General features: G+C 66.1%; 13 protein-coding genes. 5 read left to right on the top strand and 8 right to left on the bottom strand.

Annotated elements, in window-relative coordinates; translation table 11 throughout:
- Window positions 1-74 precede the first annotated feature (74 nt).
- Together AUP43_RS00570 and AUP43_RS00565 are read left to right on the top strand one after the other, a co-directional pair.
- On the top strand, window positions 75-4955 hold the full coding sequence (locus AUP43_RS00570) for an NAD-glutamate dehydrogenase (RefSeq protein ID WP_067551127.1): 4881 nt from the start codon (window positions 75-77) through the stop codon (window positions 4953-4955).
- 6 nt (window positions 4956-4961) lie between these two features.
- Window positions 4962-6239: an MFS transporter gene (locus tag AUP43_RS00565; RefSeq protein WP_067551124.1), complete on the top strand. Its 1278-nt coding sequence runs from the start codon at window positions 4962-4964 to the stop codon at window positions 6237-6239.
- Here AUP43_RS00565 and AUP43_RS00560 read toward each other — a convergent pair whose 3' ends face one another.
- From AUP43_RS00560 to AUP43_RS00540, 5 genes are all read right to left on the bottom strand, one after another.
- A complete protein-coding gene (locus AUP43_RS00560) occupies window positions 6240-7385 on the bottom strand; it encodes a site-specific DNA-methyltransferase (protein WP_067551121.1) in 1146 nt (381 codons plus the stop codon). It lies immediately after the preceding gene.
- Window positions 7386-7439: 54 nt separating this feature from the next.
- Complete coding sequence (locus AUP43_RS00555; RefSeq protein WP_067551118.1) at window positions 7440-8066, bottom strand: ribonuclease HII; 627 nt, start codon at window positions 8064-8066, stop codon at window positions 7440-7442.
- Between the two features lie 46 nt (window positions 8067-8112).
- Entirely contained in the window at window positions 8113-9183 is a 1071-nt protein-coding gene (locus tag AUP43_RS00550; RefSeq protein WP_232314839.1) for a PA0069 family radical SAM protein, read from the bottom strand.
- A gap of 66 nt (window positions 9184-9249) precedes the next feature.
- Window positions 9250-9435: a DUF4169 family protein gene (locus AUP43_RS00545; protein ID WP_067551112.1), complete on the bottom strand. Its 186-nt coding sequence runs from the start codon at window positions 9433-9435 to the stop codon at window positions 9250-9252.
- 9 nt (window positions 9436-9444) lie between these two features.
- A complete protein-coding gene (locus AUP43_RS00540) occupies window positions 9445-10599 on the bottom strand; it encodes a phosphotransferase (protein WP_157089163.1) in 1155 nt (384 codons plus the stop codon).
- On the opposite strand from AUP43_RS00540, the gene AUP43_RS00535 reads away from it, so the two are divergent.
- Window positions 10580-11239: a TIGR04283 family arsenosugar biosynthesis glycosyltransferase gene (locus AUP43_RS00535; protein ID WP_067551106.1), complete on the top strand. Its 660-nt coding sequence runs from the start codon at window positions 10580-10582 to the stop codon at window positions 11237-11239. The genes AUP43_RS00540 and AUP43_RS00535 overlap by 20 nt on opposite strands.
- Entirely contained in the window at window positions 11236-11820 is a 585-nt protein-coding gene (locus AUP43_RS00530) for a TIGR04282 family arsenosugar biosynthesis glycosyltransferase (RefSeq protein ID WP_067551103.1), read from the top strand. The genes AUP43_RS00535 and AUP43_RS00530 overlap by 4 nt, the downstream gene beginning before the upstream one ends.
- Here the strand turns inward: AUP43_RS00530 and moaB are convergent.
- The 3 genes from moaB to AUP43_RS00515 all read right to left on the bottom strand — a co-directional run bounded on the left by moaB (window position 11817) and on the right by AUP43_RS00515 (window position 15247).
- Window positions 11817-12368 carry a molybdenum cofactor biosynthesis protein B gene (moaB, locus tag AUP43_RS00525; RefSeq protein ID WP_067551100.1) on the bottom strand — a complete coding sequence of 184 codons (552 nt, stop codon included), beginning with the start codon at window positions 12366-12368 and terminating at the stop codon, window positions 11817-11819. The genes AUP43_RS00530 and moaB overlap by 4 nt on opposite strands.
- A gap of 36 nt (window positions 12369-12404) precedes the next feature.
- Window positions 12405-14207, bottom strand: a complete 1803-nt coding sequence (locus AUP43_RS00520; RefSeq protein WP_067551097.1) for a transglycosylase SLT domain-containing protein — start codon at window positions 14205-14207, stop codon at window positions 12405-12407.
- A 179-nt stretch (window positions 14208-14386) separates the two neighbouring features.
- Window positions 14387-15247, bottom strand: a complete 861-nt coding sequence (locus AUP43_RS00515; RefSeq protein ID WP_157089162.1) for a uracil-DNA glycosylase — start codon at window positions 15245-15247, stop codon at window positions 14387-14389.
- 149 nt (window positions 15248-15396) lie between these two features.
- On the opposite strand from AUP43_RS00515, the gene AUP43_RS00510 reads away from it, so the two are divergent.
- Window positions 15397-17037: an electron transfer flavoprotein-ubiquinone oxidoreductase gene (locus tag AUP43_RS00510; RefSeq protein WP_067551094.1), complete on the top strand. Its 1641-nt coding sequence runs from the start codon at window positions 15397-15399 to the stop codon at window positions 17035-17037.
- The last annotated feature ends 4 nt before the right edge of the window (window positions 17038-17041 follow it).

The following is a 17041-nucleotide window of genomic DNA, read 5'->3' as shown; positions in this document are numbered from 1 at the left end:
CGCCGCCAGGAGGCTGCCGGCGGGCCGTCCGCGCCCACCGCCCTCCGCCACGAAGGCGCCGACTGGGAGGGGTCATGTCCGGGAAGCTGGAAATCCGCAAACAGGAAGTCATCGACAGCGTCGCACGGCTTGCCAGGGACCGGCTGAAGGCGGAGCAGGCCGGCCAGGCCGACCGCTTCCTGCGGCTGCTCTACGCCAATGTGCCGCCCGACGATCTGCTTGAGCGCGAGCCGGAAAACATCCTGGGCGCGGCCTTGTCGATCTGGGGTTTCGCCGCCCAGCGCAAGCCGGGCGAGGCGAAGGTCCGCGCCTTCAACCCGCATTTCGAATCGCATGGCTGGCGCTCCAGCCACACCGTCATCGAGATCGTGAATGACGACATGCCGTTCCTGGTCGATTCGGTGACCGCCGAGATGACCCGGCGCGGGCTGACCGTGCATCTGGTCATCCATCCCATCGTGACGGTGCGGCGCGACGCCAAGGGCGCGCTGGTCGAGCTGATCGACGCCGACGCCAAGCCGAAGAAGCCGAAGGACGATGTCCTGCTCGAATCGGTGATGCTGCTGGAAGTCTCCGAGCAGTCCAACCCCGCCGCGCTGCGCGACATCGAGACCGGCTTGAGCGCCGTGCTGGCCGATGTGCGCGCCGCCGTCGAGGATTGGCGGCGGATGCGCCAGACCATGCTGGCCGAGATTGAGCGCATTGAAAAGCAGCCGCCCGCCGGCCGCCCGGCCGACGAGCTGGCGGAAGCCGGCGATTTCCTGCATTGGGTCGAGGATGGTCATTTCACCTTCCTGGGCTACCGCGCCTATGCCTATGAGGGCAAGGGCAAGCAGGCCACCCGCGAGGTCATCGCGGAGAGCGGGCTGGGCATCCTGCGCGACCCCGAGGTGCGGGTGTTCGACGGCATGCGCGAACTGGGCAAGCTGCCCGACGATGTGCGCGACTATCTGCTCCAGCCCTCGGTCATCGATGTGGTGAAAACCAACCGGCTGGCCACCGTGCACCGCCCGGTGCATATGGATTCGATCGCCGTGAAGCGCTTCGATGCCGCCGGTAAGGTGGTGGGGGAGCATCGCTTCGTCGGGCTGTTCACCTCGGTCGCCTATAACCAGCCGCCGAACCATATCCCGCTGCTGCGCCGCAAGGTGGCGCGCATCCTGACCCGCGCCGGGTTCCCGCCGGCCAGCCATGACGGCAAGGCGCTGGTCAATATCCTGGAGACCTTCCCGCGCGACGAGCTGTTCCAGATCGGCGATGACGAGCTGTTCGAAATGGCGCTGGGCATCCTGCACCTGCAGGAACGCCAGCGCATCGCGCTGTTCGTGCGCCGCGACCCGTTCGAGCGGCATGTCTCCTGCCTGGTCTATGTGCCGCGGGACAATTTCAACACCGACCTGCGCATCCGCATCCAGAGCCTTCTGGAGAAGATTTTCAACGGTAAGCTGTCGGCCTTCTATACCCAGCTCTCCGATTCCGTGCTGGCGCGGATTCATTTCATTATCAAAACGACACGGGGGCAGATCCCGCCCTACGATGTGAAGGAGGTCGAGCAGCGGCTGATCGAGGTTGGCCGCTCCTGGGCCGAAAAACTGTCCGAAGCGCTGGTCGACGCCAAGGGGGAGGAGCAGGGCATGCATCTGTTCCAGACCTATGGCCGCGCCTTTCCGCCGGGCTACGCCGATGCCTTCAACGCGCAATCGGCGCTGCTGGACATCGACCGCATCGAGGCGCTGCGCGAGGGCGCGCCGCTGGCGATGAACCTCTACAGGCCGATGGAGGCCGCCGACAATGAGGTGCGCTTCAAGGTCTACCGCGCCGGGCAGCCGGTGCCGCTGTCCGACATTCTGCCGATGCTGGAGCATATGGGGCTGCGGGCGATCAGCGAGGTGCCGTTCGAGGTGCAGCCGGCCGGCATGGAGCATCCGGTCTGGATTCACGATTTCTACCTGCAGACCGGCGATGGCTCGGGCATCGATATCGGCCGCGTGCGGGCCAATTTCCAGGAGGCCTTCGCCGCCGTGTGGCTGGGCGAGGCGGAGGATGACGGCTTCAACCGGCTGGTGATGCGCGGCGGCTTGACCGTGCGCCAGGCGACCATCGTGCGCGCCTATGCGAAATATCTGAAGCAGACCGGCTTCACCTTCAGCCAGGATTATATCGAGCAGACGCTGGCGAAATACGCGCCGGTGGCGCGCCTGGCGGTCGATCTGTTCACCACCCGGTTCGACCCGGCGAATCAGCGCGATGCGCACACCAAGGCGCGCGGCATCCTGGTCGAGATCGACCATGCGCTGGACGATGTCGGCAATCTGGACGAGGACCGCATCCTGCGGCGCTTCGTCAATCTGGTCGACGTCACCTTGCGCACCAACGCCTTCCAGCCGGACGAGAAGGGGCTGCCCAAGCCCTATATCTCCTTCAAGCTGGACAGCCGGCGGATCGACGAGCTGCCGCTGCCCCGGCCGATGGTGGAAATCTGGGTCTATTCGCCGCGCGTCGAGGCGGTGCATCTGCGCGGTGGCAAGGTGGCGCGCGGCGGCATCCGCTGGTCCGACCGCAAGGAGGATTTCCGCACCGAGGTGCTGGGGCTGATGAAGGCGCAGATGGTGAAGAACGCCGTCATCGTGCCGGTCGGCTCAAAGGGCGGCTTCGTGGTGAAGCGCCCGCCGGCCGACGCCAGCCGCGAGGCGCTGATGGAAGAGGTCATCGGCTGCTACAAGATCTTCATGCGCGGCATGCTCGACATCACCGACAATGTGAAGGGCGCCGAGATCGTGCCGCCCAGCCATGTGGTGCGGCTGGACGAGGACGATCCCTATCTGGTCGTCGCCGCCGACAAGGGCACGGCCACCTTCTCCGACATCGCCAACTCGATCTCCATCGAATACGGCTTCTGGCTGGGCGACGCCTTCGCCTCCGGCGGCTCGGCCGGCTACGACCATAAGAAGATGGGCATCACCGCGCGCGGCGCCTGGGAAGGGGTGAAGCGGCATTTCCGCGAGATCGGCCGCGATATCCAGGCCGAGGATTTCACCGTGGTCGGCGTCGGCGACATGTCGGGCGACGTGTTCGGCAACGGCATGCTGCTGTCGCGCCACATCCGCCTGATCGCCGCCTTCAACCATCTGCATATCTTCATCGATCCGAACCCGGACCCGGTCGCCAGCCTGGCCGAACGCCAGCGGCTGTTCGACCTGGCGCGCTCCAGCTGGACCGATTATGACGCCAAGACGCTTTCCAAGGGCGGGGCCGTGTTCGACCGCAAGGCGAAATCGCTGAAGCTGTCCCCGGAGGCCCGCGCGGCACTGGGCATCGCACAGGAAACCTTGACGCCGAACGAGCTGATGAACGCGATCCTGAAGGCGGAGGTCGATCTGCTGTGGTTCGGCGGCATCGGCAGCTATGTGAAATCGCGACTGGAAAGCAACGCCGAGGTCGGCGACCGCGCCAACGACGCGATTCGCATCAACGGCCTGGATATCCGCGCCAAGGTCGTGGGCGAGGGCGCCAATCTGGGCATGACGCAGCGGGGGCGCATCGAATACGCCATTCGCGGCGGACGCCTCAACACCGACTTCATCGACAATTCCGCCGGAGTCGATTGCTCCGACCATGAGGTGAATATCAAGATTCTGCTGGGCGGTGTGGTGCAGGCCGGCGACATGACGGAAAAGCAGCGCAACAAGCTGCTGACCGAGATGACCGAGGCGGTCGGCGACCATGTGCTGCGGCATAATTACCTGCAAACCCAGGCGATCAGCATCGAACAGGCGATGGCGCCGGAGCTGCTGGACGGGCATACCCGCCTGATGCGCCATCTGGAACGCGCCGGCAAGCTGGACCGGGTGATCGAATTCCTGCCCGACGACGAAACCCTGGCCGACCGCGCCACCGCCCGGCAGGGCCTGACCCGGCCGGAACTGGCCATCCTGCTCTCCTACTCGAAAATCTCGCTCTACAACGATCTTCTGGATTCCGACCTGCCGGACGATCCGCTGCTGGTCGAGGATCTGGTCCGGTATTTCCCGGAACGGCTGCGCGAGACCTATAAGGATCATATCGCCCAGCACCGGCTGCGCCGCGAGATCATCACCACCGTCACCACCAACTCGATGGTCAACCGGGTCGGCAGCGGCTTCGTCGACGCCATCCATGAGAAGACCGGCCGCCCGGCCAGCGATATCGCCCGCGCCTACACCATCAGCCGCGAAGCCTTCGGCCTGCGTGGCCGCTGGGCCGAGATCGAGGCGTTGGACGGCAAGGTGCCGGCCGACATCCAGATCGAGATGCTGCTGGAGCTGGGCCGCCTGACCGAGCGGTCCACGCTTTGGTTCCTGGCGCATGGCGACCAGCCGCTGGACATCGCGAAGTCGATCGCCGCTTTCGGCCCCGGCATCGCCGCCCTGCAAAGCGCGCTGGAGCGCGTGATGTCGCCGGAGGAGCGGGAGCTGCTGACGCAGCGCGCCGCCGCCTACAGCGAACGCGGCGTCTCGCCCGGCCTGGCGACCGAGGTGGCCGCCGTCGATTATCTGGCCAGCGCGCCGGATATCGTGCGCATCGCCTGGTCCGACGACGCCAAGACGATGAAGGCCGACGTGGCCGACGTGGCGCGGATTTATTTCGCCGTCGGCGCGCGCTTCGGGCTGGACTGGCTGCGTCTGGCCGCCGCCGACTTGCCGGTCGACACCCATTGGCAGAAGGTCGCCATCACCAGCGCGGTGGACGATCTGTACCAGCACCAATCCTACCTGACCCGCAAAGTGCTGGATTATGCCGAGGCGCAATCCCTGGCGCCGGATATCGAGGCCATCGAGAGCTGGGCCAAGGCAGAGGGGGAGGCGACCGCCAAGGCCGCCCAGTTGCTCGCCGATCTGCGCAGCACACCCGGCGGCGTGGACCTTGCCATGCTCACCGTCGCCAATGCGCAGATACGGGCGCTGTTGCTAGGATAGCCTCTTGTGACTTTCAGCCCACCTGGCAAGCCCAGCCGCCGCGCCGTCTTCTCCTGGTGCCTGTTCGACTGGGCGAACAACGCCTATCCGACGGTTATCACCACCTTCATCTTCGCCGCCTATTTCACCCGCGGCGTGGCCGAATCGCCGGAGCAGGGCACCTTCCTCTGGGGTCAGGCGACCGGCCTGGCCGGCCTGGCGGTTGCGCTGACCGGGCCGCTGCTGGGCGCGATCGCCGACCGGGCGGGGGCGCGCAAGCCGTGGATTCTGTGGTTCAGCCTGCTCAGCATCGCCGCCAGCATGGGGCTGTGGTTCGTGCATCCCGATCCGGGCGACGTGCCGCTGGCGCTGATCCTGGTGGCGCTGGGGGCGCTGGGCTACGAATATGCCAGCATCTTCTACAACGCCATGCTGCCGGACCTCACCACGCCCGGCCGGGTCGGCCGGCTGTCCGGCTGGGGCTGGGCGGCGGGCTATGGCGGCGGGCTGCTGTGCCTGGTCGTCGCCCTGTTCGGATTGGTGCAAGCCGATCCACCGCCCTTCGGCCTCGACCCCGACGCGGCGGAGCCGGTGCGCGCCACCGCGCTGCTGGTCGGGCTGTGGTATCTGGCCTTCATGGTGCCGATGTTCCTCTGGACGCCCGACCGGCCGAAGAGCGGCCTGGGGATCGGGGCATCGGTCCGCCAGGGCGTCGTGGAGCTGCGCCGGCTGCTGGCGGAAATCCGGCAGTACAAGCCGATCCTGCGCTTCCTGCTGGCGCGCATGTTCTATGTCGACGGGCTGACCACTTTGTTCGCTTTTGGCGGCATCTACGCCGCCGGCACTTTCGGCATGAGCTTCGCGGAGATCATTCAGTTCGGCATCGCCATGAACGTCACGGCCGGGCTGGGCGCGCTGATCTTCGCCTGGATCGACGATTGGATCGGCCCGAAGCGCACCATCCTGATCACGCTGGTCTGCCTGATCGGCTTCGGCATTCCGGTGCTGCTGGTCGAGGACGTCAGCTGGTTCTGGATCTTGACGCTGACGCTGGGCCTGTTCGTCGGCCCGGCGCAGGCCGCAGGCCGCAGCCTGATGACCCGCCTGTCGCCGGAGGGCCGGGAGGCCGAGATGTTCGGCCTGTTCGCCTTGTCCGGCAAGGCGACCGCCTGGGCCGGGCCGATGCTGCTGGGCTGGGTTACCCTGCTGTTTGACAGCCAGCGCGCCGGCATGGCGACGATTATCATCTTCTTCCTGATCGGCCTGTTGATTCTACTGCCGCTGCGGGAGCCGTCGGCGCGGTAATTATTCGCCCGCCAGCTCCGCCCTGATCTGCTGGCGGAAAATATCGATCGGCAGGGACATGCCGTCGCGGGTGACGTGCCAGAAGGTCCAGCCATTGCAGGCCTGCGCGCCCTGGACGGCGGCGCCCACAGAATGGATCGAGCCGACCACGCCGCCATCCTGGCTGCCGTCGCCATCGCGCCCGCCCTCCAGATCGCGGCCCAGGGGTGCGATCAGCGTGCCGTCGGCCCGGATCCGGGCGGACCAGCGGCGGCGCTCGTCGAACAGAACCTCGCCCGGCTTCAGCAAGCCGCGTTCCACCAGCGTGCCGAACGGCACCCGCGGCTCGGTGCGCTTGGCCCGCAAGGCCACGATGTCGGCCTCGGTCATCGGCTTCACGGCGGCGATGCGGTTCTGCGCCGCCTCGGCATAGGCCAGGTCGCGCTCCAGCCCGATATAGCGGCGACCGAGCGCCCGGGCGACCGCGCCCGTGGTGCCGGAGCCGAAAAAGGGATCGAGCACCACTTCGCCCGGATTGGTGCTGGCCAGCAGCACGCGATAGAGCAACGCTTCCGGCTTCTGCGTCGGATGCACCTTCTTGCCGGCGGAATCCTTCAGCCGTTCCGAACCGGTGCAGAGCGGCAGCAGCCAGTCGCTGCGCATCTGCTGGTCCTCGTTCAGCGCCTTCATCGCCTCGTAATTGAAGGTGTAGCGCTTCTGTTCCTTGCTGCGGGCGCACCAGATCAGCGTCTCATGGGCGTTCGTGAAGCGCCGGCCCCGGAAATTCGGCATCGGGTTGGTCTTGCGCCAGATCACGTCGTTCAGCATCCAATAGCCCAGATCCTGCAGGATCGAGCCGACGCGAAAGATGTTGTGATAGCTGCCGATCACCCACAGCGCGCCGTCATCCTTCAAGATGCGCCGCGCGGCGCTCAGCCACTCCCGGGTGAATTTGTCGTAGCTGGCGAAATCGTCGAACCGGTCCCACGCATCGTCAACGCCATCGACCCGGCTATTGTTCGGGCGCAGTAGATCGCCGCCAAGTTGCAGATTATAGGGCGGATCGGCGAAGACGAGATCGACCGACCGCTCCGGCAGGCGGTTCATCAAGTCGATGCAGTCGCCGACCAGGATCTGGTCGAGCGGAAGATTCTTGTCCCGGCTCATGCGGCCACTCTGAGTCGAGCCGGATTCGCCGTCAAGTTTAAAGTACTTACGGCACTATGCTAAAGCGTCGCCTACAGCAGGAGCCAGAAGCATTTGAATCGGCCGGAAGGATTGCCGGTGGTGCCGCGTCGGCCCCCGGCTGGCCAGGCCGGCCTGATGTTCTGCCGTGCCGTAGCCGACATTGGTCGACCAGCCATAGCCGGCATAGCGCAGATCGAGGCGCTGCATCGCCCGGTCGCGCGTCACCTTTGCGACGATGGAAGCGGCGGCGATGGACAGGGACAGCGCATCCCCGCCGATCACCGTCTGCACCCGGCAGGGCAAGGCAGGCGCGCGATTGCCGTCGACCAGCGCCAGGCAGGGTGCCACCGGCAGCCGGCGCAGGGCGCGCTGCATGGCGAGGTAGGTTGCCTGAAGGATATTCAACCGGTCGATCTCCGCCGCGCTGGCGGCGCCGATGCCGATCCAGGCGCAGCAGCGGATCGCCTCGATGAGCGCCAGCCGACGCTCTGCGGTCAGCTTCTTGGAATCGTCGATGGCGGCGGCGATGTCGGGCGGCAGGCGGGTTTCGTCCAGCACTACGGCGGCGGCGACCACCGGCCCGGCCCAGGGCCCGCGCCCCGCCTCGTCTATGCCGGCGACAATGCCGCCGGCGGCGCGCTCCAACTCCAGATGCGGCATGACGCTCCGCTCAGCTTCGATATCTGGGGGCAGGATAGGGGCAGCCTCAGAGCAGCGTCAACTGATCGCCGGACGCGGGCGGAACGCGGAACTGCGTGAGGTCGAGGTTCCACCGGTGGCGATTCAGGCCATACCGCCGGACGGCGGCGCGGTAGCGCTGTTCCAGCAGCTGTGCGTAAGGCCCGTCGCCCCGCATGCGCTTGCCGAATTCGGATTGGTAGAGCGCGCCGCCGCGCGTGTCGCGCACCAGGGACAGCACATGTTTCGCCCGGTCCGGCCGGTGCGCGTTCAGCCAGTCGGCGAACAGATCCTTGATCTCCAGCGGCAGCCGCAGCAGCACATAGGAGGCGGAGAGGGCGCCGGCCTCGGTCGCCGCTTCCAGAATCGATTCCAGCTCGTGATCGTTCAGCGCCGGGATCATCGGCGCGGCCATCACACCGACCGGGATGCCGGCCTGGGCCAGCAGCTTAACCGCCTCCAGCCGGCGCGGCGGGGTCGAGGCGCGCGGTTCCATCGTCCTTGCGAGATCGCGGTCCAGCGTGGTGATGGAGAGGAAGACCGAGACCAGTCGCCGTTCCGCCAGCCGCGCCAATATGTCGATATCGCGCGTCACCAGCGCCGATTTGGTGACGATGCCGAAGGGATGGTTGAAGCGATCCATCACCTCCAGGATCGAACGGGTGATCCGGCGCTGTCGCTCGATGGGCTGATAGGGGTCGGTATTGGCCCCCAGCGCGATCACCGCCGGCTTGTACTTGCGATGCCGGAATTCCTTTTCCAGCAGCATCGCGGCATCCGGCTTGGCGAAGAGGCGGGTCTCGAAATCCAGCCCCGGCGACAGGCCGAGATAGGCGTGGGTCGGCCGTGCATAGCAATAGATGCAGCCATGCTCGCAGCCCTTGTAGGGGTTGATCGAGCGGTCGAAGGAAATATCCGGCGAGTTATTGTGGCTGATGATGGTGCGGCTGGTATCCAGCCCGACGATGGTGGCCGGGCGGTTTTCGTCGGGGAACTCCTCCTCCGCCGCGCGCTGCCAGCCATCGTCTATGGCGATTCGGCCATAGCGCTCGAAGCGGCCGCTCTCGTTGCGCACGGCGCCGCGGCCTTTTGTCGGCATGGAGGGGCGTTCATCGACCATGGGCGGAGGCTACGCTCATGATAAGAACAAATCAAGAACATTGACTCAGGTTTTCGGGTCGCGCTTTTTGCCGTCCAGTTCCGCTTCCTGGCGTTGCTTTTCGGCCGCTTCCGCTCGCTTCTCCGCCTTGGTGCGGCCGAAACGGGTACGATTTTCCGCCGCCTGGCGCTCCTTCTCCTGGCGCGCCTGCTTCTTGCGGAACTCTTTCAGATTGATGATTTCTGCCGCCATGCGCCCAGTCTAGAGACTAAGCGGGCGCTCTCCAACCCACTCGCTGCGGATGCGGGCGATGGTTTCGGCCGCCAGATAATCCGCCACGCGATCCTCGACATGCGCGATGAGACCGGCATCGACATCCTCGCGCGACCAATCCTCGGTCGAGACGGCATGCAGCTTGTCGCGATTACGCGCTTTCAGGGACTGCGCCCGGTAATGGACGCACCAGGTTACAGACCGCAGCCAGGTCAACCGCCGCATCGGCAGTAGCCAGGGGCGCAGCGATTCGGCCAGTCCAGCGGGGACCAGCGACAGGTAGTGCCGATAGAACCCCTCGATCTCCGGCCGGGCGAGCGCAGCGGCGCTGAGCCGGTCCCAGGTGGTCGAGGTATAGAGGCTGGCATGAGCGAGATCGATCGCCGGCGCGCCATACAGGGCCTTCTCCAGATCGACGCAGATCACCTTGCCGTCTGGTCGCCGCAGGTAGTTCCCGGGGTGGGTATCGCTTAGCACCAGGGTCAGCGGCTGCGGCGTCCGAGCCACCTCGGCGGCATAGCCACGGGCCCATTCGAGCTCGGATTCGATCTGCCGGCGGGCCGCGCCTTGGGGTAGAACCGTTGCCAGCACCACGCTCTGCCGCTCTATGAAACCCAGTGTGCCGGTAACGGTATCTGCATGATTTTCCAGGGGGTTGCGGCGCTCTACCGGCGGCACTTCCAGCATATGGATGGCTGCCAGGCAGGCGGCTATACCAGGCATATCGGTTGGCAGGACGAGGGACGCTCCGTCGATTGCCTCGACCAACAACGCGCCCATCGGCAAGCCTGGCTGCGGCGGTAGTGTGCCCCGCAGTTTCGGCGTATGGTTGCTAGGTGCGCAGCGGTCGAAGCAGGCCTCCTGATAGGCCATATTCGCGGCGGCAGTGTAGCCGAACTGGCTCTGCCGGGGCACCCGCAGCAGCCAGGTAGTGCCGGCGATCCGCACATGATCATGCGCCAGGCCCAGCTCCGGCAGGGGCTGCAAAGCTGTCGGCGCAATCGATTCGAAACCCGGCAGCCGGATCAGCGCCGCATGCAACGCCATCAGGTCGATCAGCTTGCCCATTTCCTCACCGGCTTGTGTGGCATTCTGGCCCTGCATCCATGCTATGAGGAAAGCGATGTCCCTGCCCAGCCTCACGATCGTGATCCCGGCCCTGAACGCCGCCCCAAGCCTGCCGGCCTGCCTGACGGCGCTGGAGGGTGGCGATATCCTGCTGGTCGATGGCGGGTCGGACGATGCGACCCCGGCAATCGCCCGGCAAGCCGGGGCGACCGTAATCGCAGCGCCTGGCGGCCGGGGGGCCCAACTCGCCGCCGGTGCTGACGCCGCTGCGGGAGAATGGCTGCTGTTCCTGCATGCCGATACCGTGCTGTCGCCCGGATGGCCTAGCGCGGCGGCGGATCTTATGGCCGGCGCGGGGGACAGGGCCGGCTATTTCCGCCTGGCTTTCGACGATCCGGCCTTCAGCGCCATCGCCGACGCCGCCAATTGGCGCAGCCAGGCGCTGGGATTGCCCTATGGCGACCAGGGGCTGTTGATCCACAAGGATTTTTATCGCGCGCTCGGCGGCTACCGGCCGCTACCCTTGATGGAGGATGTCGATTTGGTTCGTCGCATCGGCCGGGCGCGGCTGGTCGAATTGCAAGCCGTCGCCACCACCTCGGCCACGCGCTACCGGCGCGACGGGGCGATGCGCCGAGTGTGCCGCAACCTCTGCTGCCTGGGGCTTTACTTCCTCGGCGTCTCGCCGCGGCAAATCGCCCGGCTGTATCGATGAGGGCGCATCTGATCGTCTTCGCCAAGCGGCCGCGCCAGGGGCGGGTAAAAAGCCGGCTGGCGCGCGATATCGGCACGGTGGCGGCCTGGCGCTTCTATCGTGGCCAGCTTTTCGGCCTGCTGCGGCGACTGCGCGATCCCCGGTGGCGCGGATGGCTGGCGCTGAGCCCGGACAGCGCCGTGGGCGATCCGGGCTGGCCGGCGGGCTGGCGGCGGGTCGGCCAGGGGCAGGGCGATCTGGGCCGGCGGATGATCGCCGCCATCGCCGCGCTGCCGCCCGGCCCGGTCATCCTGGTCGGCAGCGACATACCGGGCATCGACCGGGGCGCAATTGCCCATGCCTTCCGCCTGCTGCAACGGCATGAGACGGTGCTGGGCCCCTCCGAGGATGGCGGCTATTGGCTGATCGGCTTTCGCCGCAGCCAGCGCCTGCCGGATCTGACCGGCGTGCGCTGGTCGACGCCGCACGCCCTGGCGGACACGGCGGCCCTGCTCGAAGCGCAGCTGGGCGATGTCGGCTATGCCGCGATGCTGGCGGATATCGATACCGGCGCTGACCTGGCGCGGCTGCGGCGGGGCTAAGCCTTCCTGCCCCAGCCCTCATGCTCGCGCAGGCGCGGCATCAGCTCGACGAAGTTGCAGGGCTGGTGGCGGATATCGAGCTGGTCCTGGAGGATGCCGTCCCAGGCATCCTTCACCGCGCCGGTTGAGCCGGGCAGGGCGAACAAATAGGTGCCGCGCGTCACGCCCGCCACGCAGCGCGACTGCACCGTGGAGGTGCCGATCTTCTGGTAGCTGAGATAGCGGAACAACTCCCCGAAACCGGGAATTTCCTTCTGGAACACCGACTGGAACGCCTCCGGCGTCACATCGCGGCCCGTCACCCCGGTGCCGCCGGTGGAAATCACGCAATCGATCGCCGGGTCGTCGATCCAGCGGGTGAGCTGCGCCACGATCTCGGCGATCTCGTCCTTCACAACGCTTCGGTCGGCAAGCCTGTGGCCGGCCGCCTCCAGCCGCTGCACCAGCGTGTCGCCGGAACGATCCTCGGCCAGGGACCGCGTGTCGGAAACCGTCAGCACGGCGATGCTCACCGGCACGAACGGGATACGCTCGTCAAGTTTGCCCATTGGATTGCCTTCCGGATGCGAAACCGCAGTCGCGGTTCAGCGCGACAGGGATGCCGGCTGCGCCTGTGCGGCATTGTCCTTCAAAGTCTCGAAGGATTCATACATCGGCCATTGACCCGACGCCACCTGCTCCAGCGAGGGGGAGGGCTGGCCGAGGCGCATGCGGTAGGTCCAGAAATTGGCCACCACCCGCTCCACAAACATCCGGGTCTCCCGCGACGGCATGGATTCGATGAACAAGAGCGGATCATCGCGGTGATCGACTTCCTTCAGCCAGCGGCCGACATTGCCGGGCCCGGCATTGTAGGAGGAAACGACCAGGAACAGATTGCCGTTGAACGGGGCGTGATCCAGCAGATGCTGGACGTAGCGCTGGCCGAGCGTGAGGTTCAGCTTCGGGTCCAGCAGGTCGCTGCGGTCGCCAGTATATTCGGCATCGGTGGCGATGAAACGGGCGGTCTGCGGCATCAGCTGCATCAGGCCATGCGCGCCGCTGCCGCTCTTGGCGCGGGCATCGAAACCGGATTCCTGCCGCATGATGCTGAACAGCAGGGCCCGGTCCACGGTGAAGCCCTCCGGGGGCTCCCAATGCGGCATCGGGAACAGGCCGATGGTGTAGCGCTCGCCGCTCTCGGTCTGCAAGCGGCTGGCCAGGCGCATCGCCAGGCCGGCCATGCTGGCGCGCCCGGCCATGGCCAGCAGCGCCGGACCTTGCGAGGAATCGAGCTTGGGATAGAGCTTGCGCAGCTCCAACTCCGCCATGTCGATCATGTCGAGCTGCACCAGCGCAAGGGCGCGGCGTGCATTCGGCATGGCCAGGAAGTTGCGGATGTCGGCTTCGCTCAGCGTCGGCTCGGTCCAGTTGACCGGGGTTTCGACGCCCAGCGCGCGGCGCGCCAGAAGGCCGTAGAAAGTGGTCGGGAAAGTCGCCGCGCGGGCCAGCCAGCGCGTCGCCTCGGCCGGCCGGCGGCTGACCAGATGCGCCCGCGAGGCCCAATAGGCTCCGGCCGACACGGTCCAGCCGGAATTGCTGGAATCCATCGCCACCCGCTCGAACAGCCGTGACGCCTCGTCATGCTTGTTCAGGCGCCATGCGGACAGGCCGCCGATCCATGCCGCCATGGTGCCTTCCTCGTCCGTGCGGCGCAGTGCCTCGCGCGCCAGGGTCAAGGCCTGCTCATTGTCGCCGGCAAGATAATAGCCGGCCGCCACCTCGCCCTGCGCCACGGCGAAGGCGAGCGGACCGGCCTTGGCCTTCAGCTCGCCATCCAGCAGTTTCAGCGCAGCGGTCGGCTGGCCCTTGCGCACCAGCTCGGAGATGCGGCGAAAATCGTCGGCAGCGCTCTTGTTCCGGGTCAGGGCGGCGGCGCGGGCATTCACATTGATGCGGTCGAAGACGGCCGAAGCCTCCTCGCCATTGCCGGCGAGAAAGCCGGCAACCGGCTCGACCGGCGCGGCCGCGCCGGCTGGCTTGCGCTTTACCGCGAGGCCGTAGACGCGCACGGCTTCGGGATGGTCGGCATAGGCCTCCATCCAGCGGCGCAGCTCTTCATAGCTCGAACGATAGGCGGTCGGATGCATGTAGCGCTGATAGAGCACATGGCCCATCAGCACCTTGTTCTTCAGCTTCGCGATCTCGCGGTCAGCCGCCGCCCATTGGCCGAGCTCCTGCAATGAGAAGATCCGCCGATAGAGCAGCACATCGGACTGACCGAGTACCGCCGGCAGGGATTGAGCCCGCTGCGGCGGCACCTTGTCGATCGCACCAGGGGACAGGAAGGCGGTCTCGATCGAGATCGTGTCAGCGGCGTGCGCTGTGATCGAGATGCTGGCGGCCAAACAGACCGCTAGTGCCGAAGCCCCTGTTTTTGCTGCAATTTTTGTCAATATAGGCAATTGCATAGTCCGCTAGGTAAAACAGAAGATGCAAGGGAAGGCAAGCAGATCGATCAACTGTAGGGACGCTTAATTTCACGGTTTAAACCCGTTGAATCGCGTTACCTCAGTAAGTCAACGCCTTATATAGATTTTCCTAATTTTGACTTTAGCTCCAAAAGATCGCGCCAGGCGGCCCGCTTCTCATGCGGCGAACGCAACAGATAGGCCGGGTGAAAAGTGGGCAGCGCCGGCACGGGCGAGTCGAGCCCCGCGACCGGAATTTCATGCCAGCGGCCCCGCAGCCGCATGATGCCCTCACTGCGCCCCAGCAGCGTCTTCGCCGCCGTGCCGCCCAGCAGAACGATCAGCTTCGGCCGCGCCAGGGCGATATGCCGTTCGATGAAGGGCAGGCAGGCGGCGACCTCGCCGGCGGTCGGCGTGCGGTCGCCCGGCGGCCGCCAGGGCAGGATATTGGCGATATAGGCCGCCTTGGTTGCGTCCTCGGCATGGCGGTCATGACCGATGGCGGACAGCATGCGGTCCAGCAGCTTGCCGGACCGGCCGACGAAGGGCAGGCCCTGACGGTCCTCGTCACGCCCCGGCGCCTCGCCGATGAACATGACCGGCGCGGCGGGGTTGCCGTCGGCGAACACCATGTTCATCGCGGTCTGCTTCAGCGCGCAGCCCTCGAACCCGGCAAGCGCCGCGCGCAGCGCCTCCAGGCTGTCGGCGCCCTCGGCCAACCGCCGTGCCGTCGCCATGCCGTCGTCCAGCCCTGCGCCAAGGGCGGCGGCCGGCGGGGGCCGCGTCGCCGCCGCCGCGGGCCGGGCCGGGCTGGATTTACCCGTCATTGCCCGCTCCCGGGCCTCGGCGGCCAGCCGGTAACGGTCGATGGGCTGATCCTCGATCGCCTCGTCGATGCCGGATTCGACATACCAGCGCAGCAGGGCCGCCGGGTCCGCTATCTGGCTCTGGGGCTGCATCAAAGGTGGGGTCGACATCTGGGCATGTCCGGGAACGGCTTCGGCCAAGGTGGCGTTGTGCTTATCGGGCGACAGGTGTTAGGAACCTATACAAGCATCATCGAGTCAGGAAACATAGGCTTCCCTCGAACAGCCACGAACGATTTGCGCAGCAGGACGGGACCGCGATGGAACGCGAAAGTATGGAATATGATGTCGTGATCGTCGGCGCCGGCCCCTCGGGGCTGAGCGCGGCGATCCGGCTGAAGCAGCTTTGTGCGGAGCAGGGCAAGGAGCTCAGCGTCTGCGTCGTCGAGAAAGGCTCGGAGGTCGGCGCGCATATCCTGTCCGGCGCGGTGCTGGAGCCGCGCGCTCTGAACGAACTGATCCCCGATTGGCGGGAAAAGGGCGCGCCGCTCAATACCCCGGCGGCCGAAGACCGTTTCATGTTCCTGACCGAGACCAAGGGTTTCCGCCTGCCGACTCCGCCGCAGATGAACAATCACGGCAATTACATCGTCAGCCTCGGCAATGTCTGCCGCTGGCTGGGCGAGCAGGCCGAGGCGGCCGGCGTCGAGATTTATGCCGGCTTCGCCGTCGCCGAAATTCTCTATGACGAGAAGGGCGCGGTCTATGGCGTCGCCACCGGCGACATGGGAATTGGCAAGGATGGCGAGAAGACCGCCAATTACACGCCGGGCGTCGAACTGCACGCCAAGATCACCCTGTTCGCCGAGGGGTGCCGGGGATCGCTGTCGAAAGGCCTGTTCCAGAAATACGACCTGCGCAAGGGCGTGGATCCGCAAACCTACGGAATCGGCATCAAGGAGCTGTGGGAAGTCGACCCGGCCAAGCATCGTCCCGGCCTGATCTGGCATTCGGTGGGCTGGCCGATGGATACGAGCACCTATGGCGGTTCCTTCCTGTATCACCTGGAAGGCAACCTGATGGCGGTCGGCTTCGTCATCGGGCTGGACTATCAGAATCCCTATCTCAGCCCGTTCGACGAATTCCAGCGCTTCAAGCTGCATCCGGAGGTAAAGCCCTTCTTCGAGGGCGCGCGTCGCATTTCCTACGGCGCGCGGGCGCTGAACGAAGGCGGCCTGCAGTCGATCCCGAAGCTGACTTTCCCGGGCGGCGCGCTGATCGGCGACGCGGCGGGCTTCCTGAACGTGCCGAAGATCAAGGGCACGCACACCGCGATGAAATCCGGTATGCTGGCCGCCGAGGCCGCGTTCGACGCGCTGACCCAGGAAGATGCGGGCAACGGCATCGAGCTGGCCGCCTATCCCGAAAAGGTGCGGGCGAGCTGGGTGTGGGAGGAATTGCGGGGCGTGCGTAACATCCGCCCGTCCTTCCATTACGGGCTATGGGCCGGCCTTGCCTATTCGGCCATCGACACCTACCTGTTTCGAGGCAAGGCGCCGTGGACTTTCCACCATCATGCCGACCATACGCAGCTCAAAAAGGCAGCCGAGTGCACGCCGATCGCCTATCCGAAACCCGACGGCAAGATCACCTTCGACAAGCTGTCCTCGGTGTTCATCTCGAACACGAATCACGAGGAGAACCAGCCCGCCCATCTGACCCTGCGCAACGAGAGCGTGCCGATCGAGGTCAATTTGGCGTTGTACGACGCGCCGGAGCAGCGCTATTGCCCGGCCGGTGTGTACGAGATCGTGCGCGAGGACGACGGCTCCAATCCGCGTCTGCAGATCAACGCGCAGAACTGCGTGCACTGCAAGACTTGCGATATCAAGGATCCGACGCAGAACATCAACTGGGTCGTCCCCGAGGGCGGCGGCGGCCCGAACTACCCCAATATGTAGGCCC

It is taken from the genome of Oceanibaculum pacificum (assembly GCF_001618175.1).
Taxonomy (GTDB): domain Bacteria; phylum Pseudomonadota; class Alphaproteobacteria; order Oceanibaculales; family Oceanibaculaceae; genus Oceanibaculum; species Oceanibaculum pacificum.
Note: the sequence above shows the minus strand (reverse complement) of the source record. Positions and strands in the feature narration are given on the sequence as shown.